Below are 17,342 nucleotides of genomic sequence, written 5' to 3' on the forward strand. Positions count from 1 at the left end.
CCCACAGGATCTCTGTTGTGCCAGGGATTTCGGTGAGCTTATTTTTTGTGCTGTTCTACGAATTGTCCGTAAGCATTGATGAAACTCTGCAGAAAAGGTTTCACCGTCTCGCTCAATTTGCCCGCCTCATCAAACGCCGAACCTGCGCCACCGAGGTACGCTTCCGGCTGCTGCATGCACGGCACATTGAGAAACACGAACGACTGACGCAAGTGCTGATTCGCCCCGAAACCACCAATCGCTCCGGGCGAGACGCTGATCACCGCCCCCGGCTTGCCACTCCAGACGGCTTTGCCATACGGCCGTGAACCGACGTCGATGGCATTCTTCAATGGCGCCGGTACGGAACGGTTGTACTCGGGCGTGACAAACAGCACCGCGTCGGATGAACCCACTTTTTGCCGAAAAGTGCTGTAGGCTGCCGGCGGTGAATCACCGTCGATGTCTTCGTTATAGAGTGGCAGATCGCCTATTTCGACAATCTCGAGTTTGAGATTCGCCGGGGCCAGTTCCGCCAGTGCCAGGGCGACCTTGCGATTGATCGATGCTTTGCGCAGGCTACCGACCACTACCGCGACGTTGTAGACATTGCTCATGGAAGACTCTCGATTGTCCGTGGGAGGAGCCAGTAGTTATAGATGATCCGGTGACGATTCCACCAGCACCCGAGGCAAATTCCCGCGTGTTGATTATTTTTTTCCTGTAGGAAAACTTACAGGCCTTGATGACGGTCTACCAAGCCGCAAATCAAGCGTTTTATCTCCAGAGGTTCTAAGCAGATGGCAGCAGTACTCGTCGGTCAGTTCCATGCAAGAGATGCGGAAGGCCGCGTTTATTCCGTGCATGAATTCCAGGAATCCAACCCGTCGGTCGACGGTCTCACGGGCTCGGAGCCGATTTACAGACTGGCCATTGGTGATCGCATCAAAAAGATCGATGACCAGACGTTCGAACTGGTTCAGTCCGGCATCACCCTGATTCGCGAGCCTGAGCCAACCGTCGCTTCATAACCGACCGTTATGAGCAGAAGTCATATGCGCAGACTTGGGGTAGGATTCAGCCACTGACCCCACCTGCTGAACATGGACTTCACGCATGCGTTTACGTCATATCGAAGTGATTCAGGCGCTCTTGCAGACCGGTCACCTGGGCACCGCCGCCGAATGGCTGCAGTTGCCGGTGAACGAGGTCGAAGAGCGTTTGCGCGAAGCCGAGAGTCAGTTGGGGTTCATGCTGTTCGCCAGCGTGCGCGGGCGCCTGCAATCGACGCCCGAAGCACGGGCGTTGCAGGTGGAAATCGCCCACGTTTATGCAGCGCTGGAGCCGGTGCAACGGCTGGCCAGCAGCCTCAGGCAATACCTCGCCCCGCCCTTGCGCATCATCGGCACCCCGCCGCTGGCGCAACAACTATTGCCACAAAGTCTCGCGGCCCTGCGCCGACGCCTGCCGGATGCGCCGTGCAGCCTGCTCAGTGCGCCGACCCGTGACATCGTGCGCAGCCTGTTGCTGCGCGAAAGCGATCTGGGCTTGAGCCTGCACGATCCCGAACATCCCGACATCGATTGCCGCACGCTGGCTCAAGGCAAACTGCAATTGCTCGCGCCCCACGGCTGGTTGCAACCGAAGCAGAAATACATTTCTCTGCAGGATCTCGCGGGCCAGGCGATGGTCGGCCTGGAAGGTCAGGACCCGCTGAGCCCGGCGCTGGAAAACAAGCTGCAAGCCTTGCGTCCGGCGCCGAGCATCCAGACCCGCGTCCAGACCCATCAGATGATGCGCAGCATGGTCGAGGCCGGCGAAGGCCTGGCCATCGTCGATCCGTTCACCGCATTGGGCGCACGCCCGGCCGGGCTGGATGTCTGCCCGCTGTCGCCGGCGGTGCCGATCAGCCTCTACGCCCTGACCTTCAAGCACGCGCCGCCGTCAGCGGCGATTCAGACCTTGCTCGCCATCGTCACGGAACAAGCCGAGGCGATGCTGTCGAGCTGAGCGGGTTTTCCAGCGGATTATCGAACAATCGGTACCAGAACAGCGCCACTTCGGCGGTATTCGGATCGATGCCGCGATAACGCAACTGGTCGACGCCACCCATCACATAGCCGCAGCGCTCATATAACCGACAGGCGCCGAGGTTGTTGTTCTGGGTTTCGAGCATGATCCCCGGCAGCTTTTTCTTGCGGCTCCAGAACTGCGCGACATCCAGCAATGCCTTGGCCACGCCATGCCGCCGCGCCGGTGCGTGCACCGCCAACTCGTCGATATGGGCAAAGCCGTTCCAGTTGGTGCTGATCACCAGATGCCCGACCGGCTCATCGTCCAGATACGCCATGAAAATCGCGCTGTCGGGCGCATCTCGGAAGCTGCTGAACTCCTCGGGATCAATGCCATAGCACTTGCGGTACGGCACGATCGACGTCACCCGCCATTGCTCGACCGGCTGGCCAATCACGGCGGCGCCATAAGCGCCGACCTCGAAACTGAAGTCGCTGCCCCAGATATACGGCGCAAAGCCTTCATCGGCGACGCGCACCGACAGCCCTGGGTATTTCGGATTCATGACCGGTTGCATACTTGGGAAAGTCCTCATTCCTTGACACAATCGACGGTGTACTGCCGCCCATTGCCTTCATCTTCGTGTTGCAGTCCATGCACATCAGCGACAAAACCGGGGAAGCTGCTATCGAACGTGCGGGCAAATTTAAGGTAGTCGATGATCGAGCGCGTCGATTCGCTGAAGCGCTCACCAGGCATGATCAACGGAATGCCCGGCGGATACGGCACCAGCATCACCGCGGCAATCCGCCCTTCCAGCTCATCGATTGGTACGGCCTCGACTTCGCCGCGTACCAGTTGATCGTAGGCGTGGGCGGGTTTCATGGCGATTTCCGGGAGCACGGTGTACATGCGTTTAAGGTGTTTGGCGGTGGCATTGCTGCGGTAGCAGGCGTGCAACTGATCGCACAAATCGCGCAGGCCCATGCCGCGATAGCGCGCAGTGTCTTGTTGCGCCACGCAGGGCAGGCAGGTTTCCAGACGCACATTGGCGTCGTAACTGCGTTTGAACTCCAGCAACTCAGTGAGCAGCGTGCTCCATTTGCCTTTGGTAATGCCCATCGAGAACAGCACCAGAAATGAATACAGCCCGGTTTTTTCCACCACCAGACCGCGCTCCCAAAGGAACTTGCTGACCACCGCCGCCGGAATGCCCTTCTCGCTCAGCGCACCGCCGGCATTCAACCCCGGCATCACCAGGGTGACTTTGATCGGATCGAGCAACACGTAATCGTCGCTGACTTCACCAAACCCGTGCCACTCGGCATCCGGTTGCAACAACCAGTCTTCAGTCTGCACGCGGTCGATGCCTTCGACACCCGGCGGCTGCCAGATCGAAAACCACCAGTCATCGGCGGCGATGTGCTGGCGCAGATTGGCCAGCGCACGGCGGAAACTCAGCGCTTCATCAAAGGTTTCCTGCAACAGCGAGCGCCCGGCCGGGCCTTCCATCATCGCCGACGCGACGTCCAGCGAAGCGATGATGCTGTACTGCGGCGATGTCGAGATGTGCATCATGAACGCTTCATTGAAACGATCGCGGTCCAGTTGCCGTGCGCCGCCGTCCTGCACATGAATCATCGACGCCTGACTGAACGCGGCGAGCAGTTTGTGCGTGGAATGGGTGGTGAACACCAGCGGGCTGTCTTCACTGCGCGAGGTGGCCATGCCGTAACGCCCGGCGAAGAACTCGTGAAACGCCGCGTAGGCGTACCAGGCTTCATCGAAATGCAGCACTTCGACACTGTTGCCAAGGCTTTGCTTGATCAGTTCGGCGTTGTAGCAGAGGCCGTCGTAGGTCGAATTGGTGATCACCGCCAGTTTGACCTTTGGCGGACGGCCCTTGGTCAGCGGGCTCGCATCGATTTTGGCCTGAATCGATTCGCGGCTGAATTCGCTCAGCGGAATCGGGCCGATGATCCCCAGTTCGTTGCGCTCCGGGCACAGGTACAACGGAATCGCCCCGGTCATGATGATCGCGTGCAACACCGACTTGTGGCAGTTGCGGTCGACCAGTACCAAATCATCGCGCGCGACCATCGAGTGCCAGACAATCTTGTTGGCCGTCGAGGTGCCATTGATCACGAAAAAGGTGTGATCGGCGCCGAAGTTGCGTGCTGCACGCGCCTCGGCTTCAGCGAGCGGGCCGGTGTGATCGAGCAGCGAACCGAGTTCCGGCACCGACACCGACAAGTCCGAACGCAAGGTGTTTTCGCCAAAAAACTGGTGAAACGCTTGCCCGACCGGGCTTTTGTGATAAGCCACGCCGCCGCCATGACCGGGGGTGTGCCAGGAGTAATTGGAGTCCGCCGTGTGCTGCACCAGCGCCTTGAAAAACGGCGGCAGCAAACCATCCAGATACTTGCGCGCCGCCCGCGCCACTTGCCGGGCGAGGAACGGCACGGTGTCTTCGAACAGATAGAGAATGCCGCGCAACTGATTGAGTTCGGCCATGGCATCGGCCGGGGCATTTTCCAGAGTGACTTGCTCACCGAGGGCGAAGATCGGCAGATCCGGCGCACGCACCCGTGCCAGGCCGATCAGTTCGGCCATGTTCTGCAACAGATGCGAGTTGGTGCTGGCGTCCTCGGCGGCAATCAACATGCACGCGAGGCCATGGTGGGTCGACGCGACCAACCGCCCTTCGGCGTAGTCGATGGCCGAAACGATATTGAAACCTTCCTGCTCCAACTCCCGGGCGATGCCACGGATACGGTCACCGGCGACCGTGTCGGCCTTGATGTCGCGATGGACGATCAACACCGGAAACTTCAAATCTTTGTACATGAGGCTCAGTGTCCTGAGGCGGCAGGTTTGCAGCTGCCAATGCACTCAGGGTAGAGGGTTGCAGCGAATGTGGCGAGGGTGGCCAGTTGGCTTCATGGCGCCTGACTCGCCACAGGGGATCTCTTAAGCCTGTGCGTCGGCTTCGGCGATCTGCGTCCACAACGCCGGCGCACCCGCCGACTTGGCGATGATCTCCAGCCGCACCAGATGCGCCGCCAGTTCATCTTCAGTCGCCCGAATGATCCGCGCGGGCTGACGATCCGCCGGCAAACGGCGAATTTCGGTCGCCGAGTTGTCCGCGCCCTCGCCCGAGCCATTGCCGTCCGATGCGTTGCCGGCCAGCGACAGGCTGGTCTGGCCACCGGTCATGGTCAGGTAAACGTCGGCGAGAATCTCCGAGTCGAGCAACGCGCCGTGCAGGTCACGGCCGGAGTTGTCGACGCCATAACGTTTGCACAACGCATCGAGGCTGTTGCGCTGCCCCGGGTGACGTTCCCGGGCCATCATCAGGGTGTCGAGGATCGAACAGTGCCGGGTGATGTCAGCGCGGTCCTGCTGGCCCATCAAGGCGAATTCGTTGTTGATGAAGCCAACGTCGAACGCCGCGTTGTGGATGATCAGCTGTGCGCCCTTGATGAACTCGAAGAACTCATCGGCGACTTCGGCAAAGCGCGGCTTGCCGACCAGGAACTCGTTGGTAATACCGTGGACGCCGATGGCGCCTTCATCACTCTCGCGATCCGGTTGCAGGTAAACGTGAAAATGCCGGCCCGTCAGGCGCCGACCGATCAGTTCGACACAGCCGATTTCGACAATCCGGTGACCATCGGTCACGGGCATGCCGGTGGTTTCGGTATCGAGTACAACGGATCTGGTGGCCATCAGTGCTCAGCTCTCAACGGGTCAATCGGGCAAAAACGCGGATGTTAACACGCTCGGCGGGGTGTTTCAGGTGGACCGTGGCGTCCCATTCGCGAGCAAGCTCGCTCCCACAGCGGATTGGTGTTGTGAACACGATCCAGTGTGGGAGCGAGCTTGCTCGCGAATGGCCGCACCACGGTTCAGAAGCAAAATCAGCTCTGCTTGTAACCGCGAACCTCATCTACCCCACGGTTAGCCAACTGGTCAGCCCGCTCGTTACCGTGATGGCCAATGTGCCCGCGCACCCATTTCCAGGTGACGGTGTGGCGATTGACCTGTTCATCCAGCTCTTTCCACAGATCAGCGTTTTTCACTGGTTCTTTCGCGGCGGTCTTCCAGCCGCGCTTTTTCCAGTTGGCCATCCACTCGTTGATGCCTTTCATCACGTATTGCGAGTCGGTCACCAGCAGCACTTCGCACGGGCGCTTCAAGGCTTCGAGGCCGCGAATCGCGCCGAGCAGTTCCATGCGGTTGTTGGTGGTGTTGGCTTCGCCGCCCCACAACTCCTTTTCGACGCCCTTGCACACCAGCAAGGCGCCCCAGCCGCCCGGGCCGGGGTTGCCTTTGCAGGCGCCGTCGGTGAACAGTTCTACGGTGTCGACGCTTTCAACGCTTTCGCTCATGCCACTCTATCCAGAAAAATGCCTGCCTCGCCGATCACGGATCGACGATGGCCCGGGCCGGGAAATACCCGGCCACAAATAAAAGAAGGTTTACGGTTCGATACGGCGGCGGTTGACCTTGGCCATCGGCAGCGGAATCAGCTTGCCCATCGGCTCGCGACGTTCCTGACGCAGCGGCCGCAGCCCGACCACGATCTTGCGCGCGACCAGTAAATAGAAGCCGCCACCCGACAGTTGCCAGTCACCGGCCTTGCGTTCCCAGCCGGCCAATCGGGCCTGCCACTTGGGTGACGCGAGCGGCGGACGATAGCACCCGAAGCGGCGTTTCTCCAGCGCAAAGCCGAGCAGATTGAGCCAGTCGGCGACCCGTGACGGTGAGATGCAGCGCGCCTGGCGCAAGGCGTCGTGGGCGAACACATGACGCAGGCCCCAGGTGCTCCAGGGGTTGATGCCGATGATCAGCAAATGCCCGCCGGGGCGTACGCTGCTCGCCGCTTCACGCAACAAACCGTGGGGCGACAGGCAGAAATCCAGACCGTGCTGCATCACCACCACGTCGGCGGCATGCTCGCTCAGCGGCCAGGCCTGCTCTTCGCAGACAATCTCGACCCCGGGCAACGGCGCACCGAGGCGCACATTGCGCTGCACTTGCGGCGCCGCCGGCGGGGTTTGCGCCGATGGCCCGTAATGCACCAGATAACCGCCAAAGAAACGGCCCAACTCGTCTTCGAGCATGCGCCGCTCTTCATCGAGCAGAAATTGCCCGAGCGGGCCGGACAGCCATTCACGGGCTGCACCGATCAGGGCCAGCCAGTCAGGATCAGCCTGTGCGAACGCTTTATCACTCATCGCATTCTCCAAAGCGCCAGGAACTACTAAGATGCGCCAATGTTTTCCGCTTGGCGAATTCCGACGATGATACAGATCAGTGCCCTGCCCGCGTTCACCGACAACTACATCTGGTTGTTACAGGATCACCGCACCCAGCGCTGCGCGGTGGTCGATCCCGGCGATGCCGCGCCAGTACAGGCATGGCTCGCCGCCCATCCAGGCTGGGTGCTGAGCGATATCCTGATCACTCACCATCACCATGACCACGTCGGCGGCGTCGAGCGCCTGAAAGCGGCGACCGGGGCGAAAGTTTACGGCCCGGCCAGCGAAAACATTCCAGCGCGCGACGTGGCGCTCAAGGACAACGACAGCGTCAGCGTGCTCGGCTGGGACTTCGACGTCTATGCGGTGCCCGGTCACACCCTGGGCCACATTGCCTATTACCACCACGGCCTGCTGTTCTGCGGCGACACCCTGTTCGCGGCCGGTTGCGGCCGTTTGTTCGAAGGTACGCCGGAGCAAATGCACCACTCGCTCAGCCGCCTCGCCGCTTTACCGGAAGATACGCTGGTCTACTGCACCCATGAATACACCCTGAGCAATCTGAAGTTTGCCGCGGCAGTCGAGCCGGGCAACCCGGACATCGCCGCCCGTCTGGAAAAAGTCAGCCAGCAGCGGCAAAACGGCGTGATGACCCTGCCCTCGACCCTGGCCCTGGAAAAGCTCACCAACCCGTTTTTGCGCACCACTGAAACATTAGTTAAACAAAAAGTGGACGAACGGGCAGGCGCTCAAAACCGGGCGCCGAGCGAGGTATTTGCGGCTCTGCGGGCTTGGAAAGATAAGTTCTAAGCCCCCCACTACTTGCTACAAAAATTCTGAATGGTTGACCGCAAGGGGTGCGCTTTCTAGAATCGCCCGACATTTTTGCCCGGAACTTACTTCCAGCCAATGTCGTCATCCATACGTAAGTCCGTCAATTCAGACGCATTGACCCGCCTGGCGCAAGCCATCGCGGTGGCTGTGTCCGCCACGCTGGCGGGCTGTTCCAGCCATGCTCCGCAGACTGAAGCGACCCATACGCCGAACATTGCTGCGCGAGCCAAGCAGAAGCCGATCTGGCTGACCGAAAAGCCCAGCCCACAGGTTCCTCAGGACATCTGGGAACGCATGCGCCAGGGCTTTCAGCTGCAGGAAGGCCTGGGCGTGAACCCGCGCATCGAGCAACAGCGCCTGTGGTTTGCCAGCAATCCCTCTTTCCTCGAGAACGCCGGCGAACGCGGCAGTCTCTATATCCATTACATCGTCGAACGCCTCGAAGAACGCAACATGCCGCTGGAACTGGCCCTGCTGCCAGTGATTGAAAGCGCCTACAACCCGATGGCCTATTCGCGGGCCGATGCAGTGGGGCTGTGGCAATTCATTCCGTCCACCGGGCGTTACTTCAACCTGCGTCAGACCCGTTTCTATGATGGCCGTCGCGATATCACTGCTTCGACCACGGCAGCGATGGACTACCTGACCCGCCTGCACGACATGTTCAACGGCGACTGGCTGCTGGCCCTGGCGGCGTACAACGCCGGCGAAGGCACGGTCAGCCGCGCGATCGAACGTAACGAAAAGCTCGGCCTGCCCACCGACTACTGGAACCTGCCGCTGCCGGCGGAAACCCAGGCCTACGTGCCGAAGCTGCTGGCACTGTCGCAAGTGGTCCTGGCGCCGGAAGCCTACGGGGTCAACCTCAACCCGATCGCCAACGAACCGTACTTCCAGGTCGTCGAAATCAACCAGCGCATGGACCTGTCCAAGGTCGCGGCGGTGGCCAACATCGACGAAGACGAACTGTTCCAGCTCAACCCGGCCTTCAAGCAACGCACCACCATCGACGGCCCTCAGCACTTGCTGGTGCCGACGTCGAAGGCGCAACTGCTGACCGCCAGTTTGCAGACCATGCGGCCTGAAGAGCTGATCAGCCCGCGTTCACTGAAACCGGTGTTCGAAGGCGCCGATCCGTCGGAAGTGGCCAAGCTCAAGCGTGCTTACCGGGTGAAACGTGGCGATAACCTCGGTTCCATTGCCAAGGCCAACAAGGTCGAAGTCAAGGACCTGCAGCGCTGGAACAAGCTGACCGGCAAGAACCTCAAGGTTGGTCAGACCCTGGTGATGCAAGACACCACCAAGCGCGCGCCGGCACGCAAGTCTGGGCGCGTCAATACGGTGATTGCGTCGAACAGCAAGAGTAAAGGCAAGGACGACAGCGCGCAGCAGACCCAGTACAAGGTCAAGCGCGGCGATACGCTGTACGTCGTGGCCAAGCGATTCAACGTTGAGATGCAGCATCTCAAGCGCTGGAACCCGGGTGCGGGCAAGGCACTCAAGCCTGGGCAGATGCTCACGGTTTATCAGCCGCACTGACAGAAGAGCCCCTGAGATTTCGGGGGCTTTTTTTTGGATCAGGTTTTTGTGGTGTGCTTTAGACCCATCCCCCTCACCCCAGCCCTCTCCCCCAAGGGGTAGAGGGGGAAAGGGAGCCGATCTCCGTGCTGTTCAAAATCCGAGTTCGACTCGGTATTGCACGTCGTTGCAACTCTCGCAAACACCGCAATCAGTCCCCTCTCCCTCCGGGAGAGGGTTAGGGTGAGGGGCTCTTTAACCCGCATCTTTTTCCTGTCCAGACAAGCTGTTACTGTACGGCCCACAAAGCCCAAGCCGCCTGGATCGGATCTGACTTGAAGCGTCCCCTCCTCCTGTTCCTGATCAGCCTGGCCTTGAGCTCAACCGCAAGCGCGACGATTACCGAAAGTCACGGTTATGCGCAGTTCGGCACGCTCAAGTACCCGGCCAGATTTACCCATTTCGACTGGGTCAACCCGCAAGCGCCCAAGGGCGGTACGTTGCGGGTGATGGCGTTCGGCACCTTCGATACGGTCAACCCGTACACCTTCAAGGGCACCAGCCCGGTGACCACGCCGAATTTCCTCCAGTACGGCATCAACGAGCTGAACGAGCCGTTGATGGTCGGCACCGGTCAGTATTCGCCGTCCGGCGACGAACCGGCGTCGAGTTATGGCTTGATCGCGCAATCGGTGGAGTACAGCGAAGATCGCAGCTGGGTGGTGTTCAATCTGCGTCCCGAGGCGCGTTTTCACGACGGCACACCAATCACCGCCTACGACGTTGCGTTCTCCTATCGCACGCTGCTCAAGGACGGCCATCCGCTGTACCGCACCGCGCTGCAGGAAGTGCTGCGGGTCGACATTCTTAACAAACAGCGCATTCGCTTCGTGCTCAAGCGCTCGGGCAATCCGCTGTTGATCCTGCGCCTGGGTGAATTGCCGGTGCTGCCGCAGCATTACTGGAAGGACCGCGACTTCAAGGCCACCACCTTCGAACCGCCACTGGGCAGCGGTCCTTACCGCATCACCTCGGTCACGCCGGGCCGCCAGTTGATCTTCGAACGGGTCAAGGATTACTGGGGCAAGGACCTGGCAGTCAATCGCGGCAAGTACAACTTCGATCGCATGGAAGTCGAGTTTTACCGTGACAGCGATGTCGCCTTCGAAGCGTTCAAGGCTGGCGAATTCGACATCTACATCGAGCATCAGGCGAAGAACTGGGCCAACGGCTACAACTTCCCGGCCATACGCCGTGGCGACGTGATCAAGGCGCAGATCCCGCATCAGATCCCGACCCAGAGTCAGGGCCTGTTCATGAACACCCGCCGCGCCACCTTCGCCGATGTGAAGACCCGCGAAGCGCTGGGCCTGATGTTCGACTTCGAGTGGACCAACCGCGCGCTGTTCAGCGATGCCTACAAACGCACCACCAGTTACTACCCCAACAGTGAATTCACAACCTCTGGGCTGCCGGTCGGACATGAATGGCTGATGCTCAAGCCGTACAAGGAACAACTACCGGCCAAGTTGTTCACCGAGCCGTTCACGTTGCCGCAAACCGACGGTCGCGGCATCCCCCGGGAAACCATGCGCAAGGCACTGGCGCTGCTCGCCGAGGCCGGCTGGAAACTCAACGGCCAACGCCTGCAAAACGCTGACGGCCAACCGCTGCGGTTCGAGCTGTTGCTGGTCAATCCGAACCTTGAGCGCCTCTACCAGCCCTACATCGAAAACCTCAACAGCATCGGCATCGACGCACGCCTGCGCACGGTGGATCGCGCCCAATACAAACAGCGCCTCGATCAATTTGATTTCGACATGATCTCGATGACGCTCAACCAGACCCTCAGCCCGGGCCTCGAGCAGTGGCAGTACTTCCACTCCAGCCAGGCCGGGGTCAAGGGCAGCAAGAATTACGCGGGCATCGCCAATCCGGTGGTCGATCACCTGCTCGAACAATTGCTCGCCGCGCGCACCCGCGACGAACAAGTCGCCGCCGGCAAGGCGCTCGACCGCGTGCTGCTCTGGCAGCATTACAGCATTCCCAACTGGTACCTCAATTATCACCGTCTGGCCTACCGCAACCGGTTGGCCTTCGTCACCACGCCGCCCTACACCCTGGGCCTGAGCGCATGGTGGCTGAAGTCTTCGGAGAAAGATCAATGAAACCGATCCGCGCCCTGCTCGTCCAGGCCAGCGGCTTGCTGTTCGCCGGGCTGGCCTGTGCCGCCCCGCAACACGCCGTGACTCTGTACAACGAGCCGCCGAAATACCCGGCCGATTTCAAGCAGTTCGATTACGTCAACCCCGATGCGCCCAAGGGCGGCGTGTTCCGTCAGGCCGGATTCGGTGGCTTCGACAGTCTCAACCCGTTTATCAGCAAAGGCGTGCCGGCCGATGACGTCGGGCAAATCTACGACACCCTGACCAAACACAGCCTCGACGAGCCGTTCACCGAATACGGCCTGATCGCCGGCAAAATCGAAAAAGCCCCGGACAACAGTTGGGTGCGCTTCTACCTGCGTCCCGAAGCTCGTTTTCATGACGGTCACCCGGTGCGCGCCGACGACGTGGTATTCAGTTTCAACACGCTGACCAAAGAAGGCTCGCCACTGTTTCGCGGCTACTACAGCGATGTGTCTGAGGTGATCGCCGAAGACCCGCTGAAGGTGCTGTTCAAGTTCAAGCACACCAACAACCGCGAGTTGCCGCTGATCCTCGGCCAATTGCCAGTGCTGCCGAAACACTGGTGGGCCGATCGCGACTTCAGCAAGGGCAATCTGGAAATTCCGCTGGGCAGCGGCCCGTACAAGGTCGCCCAAGTGAAGGCCGGCCGTTCGGTGCGCTACGAGCGGGTCAAGGACTACTGGGGCAAAGACCTGCCGGTCAATCGTGGCTTCTACAACTTCGACACGATGACCACCGATTACTACCGCGACAACACCGTCGCCCTTGAGGCGCTGAAGGCCGGACAATTCGATTACTGGCTGGAAATGACCGCAAAAAACTGGGCTAACGCCTACAACATCCCGGCGGTCACCGAAGGTCGCCTGATCAAGGAACAGATCGCCAACAGCAACCCGACCGGCATGCAGGGTTTCGTCTACAACCTTCGCCGTCCGCTGTTTCAGGACGTGCGCGTGCGTCAGGCGCTCGGTCTGCTGTTCGATTTCGAATGGACCAACAAGCAACTGTTCAACGCTGCCTACTTCCGCACTCGCAGCTATTTCGAAAACTCGGAAATGGCCGCCACCGGCCTGCCCGATGCCGATCAACTGGCGATCCTCGAGCCGTTTCGCAGCAAGCTGCCGGCGCAGGTATTCAGCGAAGCCTTCGAAAACCCCAAGACCGACGCCAGCGGCATGATCCGCACCCAGCAGCGCGAGGCCTACCAACTGCTGCAAGAGGCTGGCTGGAAGATCGTCGACGACAAAATGGTCGACGCCACCGGCAAACCGGTGGTCATCGAGTTTCTCTTGGCGCAGACCGAATTCGAACGCGTATTGCTGCCGTTCAAGCGCAACCTCAGCGACCTCGGCATCGATCTGGTGATCCGCCGGGTCGACGTTTCGCAGTACATCAACCGGGTACGCTCGCGGGACTTCGACATGATGGTCGGCAGCTTCCCGCAGTCCAATTCGCCGGGCAATGAACAACGCGAATACTGGATGAGCGCCGCTGCCGATAAACCGAGCAGCCGCAACACTTTGGGTTTGAAAGACCCGATCGTCGATCAACTGGTGGAAGACCTGATCAACGCCGACTCGCGCAAAAGCCTGGTGGCCCACGCCCGTGCGCTGGATCGTGTGCTGCAATGGGGCTACTACGTGATCCCCAACTGGCACATCAAGACCTGGCGCGTGGCTTACTGGAATCACATCGGTCACCCGAAGGTCTCACCCAAATACGACATCGGCATCAACACCTGGTGGGTCAAGCCTGACGCGAAACCGGCGATAGAAGTCGAAACCAAACTGCAAACCGACCCTGTGGGCACGGAGTAATCAGATGCTGGCGTACATTTTTCGGCGACTGCTGCTGATCATCCCGACCCTGTTCGGCATTCTGCTGATCAACTTCGTGATCATTCAGGCCGCGCCCGGCGGTCCGGTGGAACAGATGATCGCCAAGCTCGAAGGCTTCGAGGGCGCCACCAGCCGCATTGCCGGCGGCGGTGCCGAGGTGTCGGTGGCCGGCTCGTCGTATCGCGGCGCGCAAGGTCTGGACCCGGCGCTGATCAAGGAAATCGAGCACATGTACGGGTTCGACAAGTCGGCCCCGGAACGTCTGTGGATCATGGTCAAGAACTACGCGAAGCTGGATTTCGGTGACAGCTTCTTCCGTGACGCCAAGGTCATCGACCTGATCAAGGAAAAGATGCCGGTATCGATCTCACTGGGGCTGTGGAGCACGCTGATCATGTACCTGGTGTCGATCCCGCTGGGGATCGCCAAGGCCACGCGACACGGCAGCCACTTCGATGTGTGGACCAGTTCGGCGATCATCGTTGGTTATGCGATCCCGGCGTTCCTCTTCGCGATCCTGCTGATCGTGGTGTTTGCCGGCGGCAGTTATCTCGACTGGTTCCCGCTGAGAGGCCTGACCTCGAACAACTTCGATGAGCTGAGTTTCGGCGGCAAGATCCTCGATTACTTCTGGCATCTGGCGCTGCCGGTGACCGCGCTGGTGATCGGCAACTTCGCGACCATGACCCTGCTGACCAAAAACAGCTTCCTCGACGAAATCAACAAACAATACGTGGTCACCGCCAAAGCCAAAGGCCTGACCCGCCATCGTGTGCTCTATGGCCACGTGTTCCGCAACGCCATGCTGCTGGTGATTGCCGGGTTTCCGTCGGCGTTCATCGGCATCTTCTTCACAGGCTCCCTGCTGGTGGAAGTGATCTTCTCCCTCGACGGCCTCGGCCTGATGAGTTTCGAAGCGGCGATCAACCGCGACTACCCGGTGGTGTTCGGCACCCTGTTCATCTTCACCCTGCTCGGGCTGGTGGTGAAACTGATCGGCGACCTCACCTACACCCTGGTCGATCCGCGCATCGACTTCGAAAGCCGGGAGCATTGAGATGAACCTGTCCCCTCTCAACCGCCGCCGCTTCGAACTGTTCAAGGCCAACAAGCGTGGCTGGTGGTCGCTGTGGCTGTTTCTGATCCTGTTCGGGCTGAGCCTCGGTGCCGAACTGATCGCCAACGACAAGCCGCTGGTGGTGCATTACGACAACAACTGGTACTTCCCGGCGATCAAGCGCTACCCGGAAACCACCTTCGGCGGCGAATTCCCGCTGGAAGCCAACTACAAGAGCCCGTACATCCGCGAACTGCTCAAGGCCAAGGATGCCTGGGTGTTGTGGGCGCCGATCCCCTACAGCTACCAGAGCATCAACTACGACCTGAAAGTCCCGGCGCCGGCGCCACCCTCGGCGGACAATCTGCTCGGCACTGACGATCAAGGTCGCGATGTGCTGGCGCGGGTGATTTACGGTTTCCGCATTTCCGTGCTGTTCGCGCTGACACTGACCGTGTTGAGTTCGATCATCGGCGTGATTGCCGGTGCGTTGCAGGGCTTCTATGGCGGCTGGGTCGACTTGGCCGGGCAGCGTTTTCTGGAGATCTGGTCGGGGCTGCCGGTGCTGTACTTGCTGATTATTCTGGCCAGTTTCGTCCAGCCGAATTTCTGGTGGCTGCTGGGGATCATGCTGCTGTTCTCGTGGATGAGCCTGGTCGACGTGGTGCGCGCCGAGTTCCTCCGCGGCCGCAACCTTGAATACGTGCGCGCCGCCCGGGCTCTGGGCATGCAGAACGGCGCGATCATGTTCCGCCACATCCTGCCCAATGCGATGGTCTCGACCATGACCTTCATGCCGTTCATCCTCACCGGCGCCATCGGCACCCTCACCGCGCTGGACTTCCTCGGTTTCGGCTTGCCGGCCGGCAGTCCGTCGCTGGGTGAACTGGTCGCCCAGGGCAAATCCAACCTGCAAGCGCCGTGGCTGGGCATGAGTGCCTTCGCCGTGCTGGCGTTGATGTTGAGTTTGCTGGTGTTTATCGGCGAGTCCGCTCGCGATGCCTTCGACCCGAGGAAGTGAAATGAATCAGGACAATCTGATCGAAGTGCGTGACCTCGCCGTCGAATTCGGTTTCGGCGAGCGTGTGCACCGGGTCGTTGAAGGCGTGAGCTTCGACATCAAGCGTGGCGAAACCCTGGCGCTGGTCGGCGAATCCGGTTCGGGCAAATCGGTGACCGCGCATTCGATCCTGCGCCTGCTGCCCTACCCGATGGCCCGCCATCCGGCCGGCAGCATCAACTATGCCGGGCAAAACCTGCTGGGTCTGAGCGAAAAGACTATTCGCCACATTCGCGGCAACCGCATCGCGATGATCTTTCAGGAGCCGATGACTTCGCTGAACCCGCTGCACTCGATCGAGAAGCAGATCAACGAGGTCCTCGGCATCCACAAGGGTTTGACCGGCAAAGTCGCGACCAAGCGCACGCTGGAGCTGCTGGAGATGGTCGGTATCCCCGAGCCGCACAAGCGCCTCAAGGCCCTGCCCCATGAATTGTCCGGCGGCCAGCGCCAACGGGTGATGATCGCCATGGCCCTGGCCAACGAGCCGGAATTGTTGATTGCCGATGAGCCGACCACGGCGCTGGACGTGACCGTTCAGCTGAAAATCCTCGATTTGCTCAAGGAATTGCAGGCCAGATTGGGCATGTCGCTGTTACTGATCAGTCACGATTTGAACCTGGTGCGAAGAATTGCGCATCGCGTATGTGTCATGCAGCGCGGTTGCATCGTCGAACAGGCATCGTGCGAAGAGCTGTTCCGTTCGCCGCAGCATCCGTACACTCGGGAATTGCTCGGCGCGGAGCCCAGCGGAGGCCCGGCGAGCAATAAAATCGGGCCGCCGCTGCTTGAGGTCGAGGACCTGAAAGTCTGGTTCCCGATCAAGAAAGGCCTGCTCAAGCGTACGGTGGATCACGTCAAGGCAGTGGACGGCATCAATTTCAGCCTGCCTCAGGGTCAGACCCTGGGGATTGTCGGCGAAAGCGGTTCCGGTAAATCCACGCTGGGGCTGGCGATTTTGCGGCTGATTGGCAGCAAAGGCGCGATCCGCTTTGAAGGCAAACAGCTAGACTGCCTGACGCAGAACGAGGTTCGCCCGTTGCGTCGGGAGATGCAGGTGGTGTTTCAGGACCCGTTTGGCAGCCTGAGCCCGCGCATGTGTGTCAGCGATATCGTTGGCGAAGGCCTGCGGATTCACAAGATGGGCACCGCCGAGGAACAACAGGCGGCGATTATTGCGGCATTGAAGGAGGTAGGTCTGGATCCGGAAACCCGGCACCGCTACCCCCACGAATTTTCCGGTGGGCAACGGCAACGAATCGCCATTGCCCGGGCTTTGGTGCTGAAACCGGCGCTGATCCTGCTGGACGAGCCGACTTCGGCGCTCGACCGCACGGTGCAGCGGCAAGTGGTGGAGCTGTTGCGTTCACTGCAAGCCAAGTACAACCTGACGTATTTGTTTATCAGCCATGACCTGGCTGTCGTCAAAGCGCTGAGCCACCAGTTGATGGTGGTCAAGCATGGCCAAGTGGTCGAACAGGGAGATGCGCAAAGTATTTTTGCCGCCCCCCAACATCCGTATACACAGCAGTTGCTGGAAGCCGCTTTTTTGGCACCAGCCACTGCGCAATAACCTGAAAGAGGAGCAAC

Annotated in this window: 15 protein-coding genes; 9 read left to right on the forward strand and 6 right to left on the reverse strand. The window is 60.2% G+C overall.

Features of this window, described 5'->3' with window-relative positions:
• Nucleotides 1-38: 38 nt before the first annotated feature.
• A complete protein-coding gene (locus WA225_RS22935; RefSeq protein ID WP_110719903.1) occupies nucleotides 39-596 on the reverse strand; it encodes an NADPH-dependent FMN reductase in 558 nt (185 codons plus the stop codon).
• Between the two features lie 183 nt (nucleotides 597-779).
• Between WA225_RS22935 and WA225_RS22940 the strand changes: the two genes are divergently transcribed.
• Both WA225_RS22940 and WA225_RS22945 read left to right on the forward strand, forming a co-directional pair.
• On the forward strand, nucleotides 780-1,010 hold the full coding sequence (locus tag WA225_RS22940; protein ID WP_034152336.1) for a hypothetical protein: 231 nt from the start codon (nucleotides 780-782) through the stop codon (nucleotides 1,008-1,010).
• Between the two features lie 85 nt (nucleotides 1,011-1,095).
• Nucleotides 1,096-1,989, forward strand: coding sequence for a LysR substrate-binding domain-containing protein (locus tag WA225_RS22945; RefSeq protein WP_422609748.1), 894 nt, complete (start codon nucleotides 1,096-1,098; stop codon nucleotides 1,987-1,989).
• Here WA225_RS22945 and WA225_RS22950 read toward each other — a convergent pair.
• The 5 genes from WA225_RS22950 to WA225_RS22970 form a co-directional block, all read right to left on the reverse strand.
• On the reverse strand, nucleotides 1,955-2,569 hold the full coding sequence (locus WA225_RS22950) for a GNAT family N-acetyltransferase (RefSeq protein WP_422609749.1): 615 nt from the start codon (nucleotides 2,567-2,569) through the stop codon (nucleotides 1,955-1,957). The two genes, WA225_RS22945 and WA225_RS22950, sit on opposite strands and share 35 nt — an antisense overlap.
• A 14-nt stretch (nucleotides 2,570-2,583) precedes the next feature.
• The gene (locus tag WA225_RS22955) at nucleotides 2,584-4,839 is read right to left on the reverse strand and encodes an Orn/Lys/Arg decarboxylase N-terminal domain-containing protein (RefSeq protein ID WP_422609750.1); all 2,256 of its coding nucleotides are present in this window, start codon (nucleotides 4,837-4,839) and stop codon (nucleotides 2,584-2,586) included.
• 123 nt (nucleotides 4,840-4,962) lie between these two features.
• Nucleotides 4,963-5,721, reverse strand: coding sequence for a DNA polymerase III subunit epsilon (dnaQ, locus tag WA225_RS22960; RefSeq protein WP_422609751.1), 759 nt, complete (start codon nucleotides 5,719-5,721; stop codon nucleotides 4,963-4,965).
• A 191-nt stretch (nucleotides 5,722-5,912) separates the two neighbouring features.
• Complete coding sequence (gene rnhA / locus WA225_RS22965) at nucleotides 5,913-6,383, reverse strand: ribonuclease HI (RefSeq protein WP_064118581.1); 471 nt, start codon at nucleotides 6,381-6,383, stop codon at nucleotides 5,913-5,915.
• A 90-nt stretch (nucleotides 6,384-6,473) separates the two neighbouring features.
• Nucleotides 6,474-7,232: a class I SAM-dependent methyltransferase gene (locus WA225_RS22970; protein ID WP_422609752.1), complete on the reverse strand. Its 759-nt coding sequence runs from the start codon at nucleotides 7,230-7,232 to the stop codon at nucleotides 6,474-6,476.
• 66 nt (nucleotides 7,233-7,298) lie between these two features.
• On the opposite strand from WA225_RS22970, the gene gloB reads away from it, so the two are divergent.
• From gloB to WA225_RS23005, 7 genes are all read left to right on the forward strand, one after another.
• Nucleotides 7,299-8,066, forward strand: a complete 768-nt coding sequence (gene gloB, locus WA225_RS22975) for a hydroxyacylglutathione hydrolase (protein WP_422609753.1) — start codon at nucleotides 7,299-7,301, stop codon at nucleotides 8,064-8,066.
• Nucleotides 8,067-8,165: 99 nt separating this feature from the next.
• Nucleotides 8,166-9,629: a transglycosylase SLT domain-containing protein gene (locus WA225_RS22980; RefSeq protein WP_422609754.1), complete on the forward strand. Its 1,464-nt coding sequence runs from the start codon at nucleotides 8,166-8,168 to the stop codon at nucleotides 9,627-9,629.
• A 314-nt stretch (nucleotides 9,630-9,943) separates the two neighbouring features.
• On the forward strand, nucleotides 9,944-11,776 hold the full coding sequence (locus WA225_RS22985) for an extracellular solute-binding protein (RefSeq protein ID WP_422609755.1): 1,833 nt from the start codon (nucleotides 9,944-9,946) through the stop codon (nucleotides 11,774-11,776).
• Entirely contained in the window at nucleotides 11,773-13,614 is a 1,842-nt protein-coding gene (locus WA225_RS22990) for an extracellular solute-binding protein (protein ID WP_422609756.1), read from the forward strand. Before WA225_RS22985 ends, WA225_RS22990 begins: the two co-directional genes overlap by 4 nt.
• A 4-nt stretch (nucleotides 13,615-13,618) precedes the next feature.
• On the forward strand, nucleotides 13,619-14,692 hold the full coding sequence (locus tag WA225_RS22995) for a microcin C ABC transporter permease YejB (RefSeq protein WP_008088514.1): 1,074 nt from the start codon (nucleotides 13,619-13,621) through the stop codon (nucleotides 14,690-14,692).
• A 1-nt stretch (nucleotide 14,693) separates the two neighbouring features.
• Complete coding sequence (locus WA225_RS23000; protein WP_064587187.1) at nucleotides 14,694-15,713, forward strand: ABC transporter permease; 1,020 nt, start codon at nucleotides 14,694-14,696, stop codon at nucleotides 15,711-15,713.
• Nucleotide 15,714: 1 nt separating this feature from the next.
• Nucleotides 15,715-17,325, forward strand: a complete 1,611-nt coding sequence (locus tag WA225_RS23005) for an ABC transporter ATP-binding protein (protein ID WP_422609757.1) — start codon at nucleotides 15,715-15,717, stop codon at nucleotides 17,323-17,325.
• Nucleotides 17,326-17,342: the final 17 nt, after the last annotated feature.

This window comes from Pseudomonas sp. (assembly GCF_049300855.1).
Taxonomy (GTDB): domain Bacteria; phylum Pseudomonadota; class Gammaproteobacteria; order Pseudomonadales; family Pseudomonadaceae; genus Aquipseudomonas.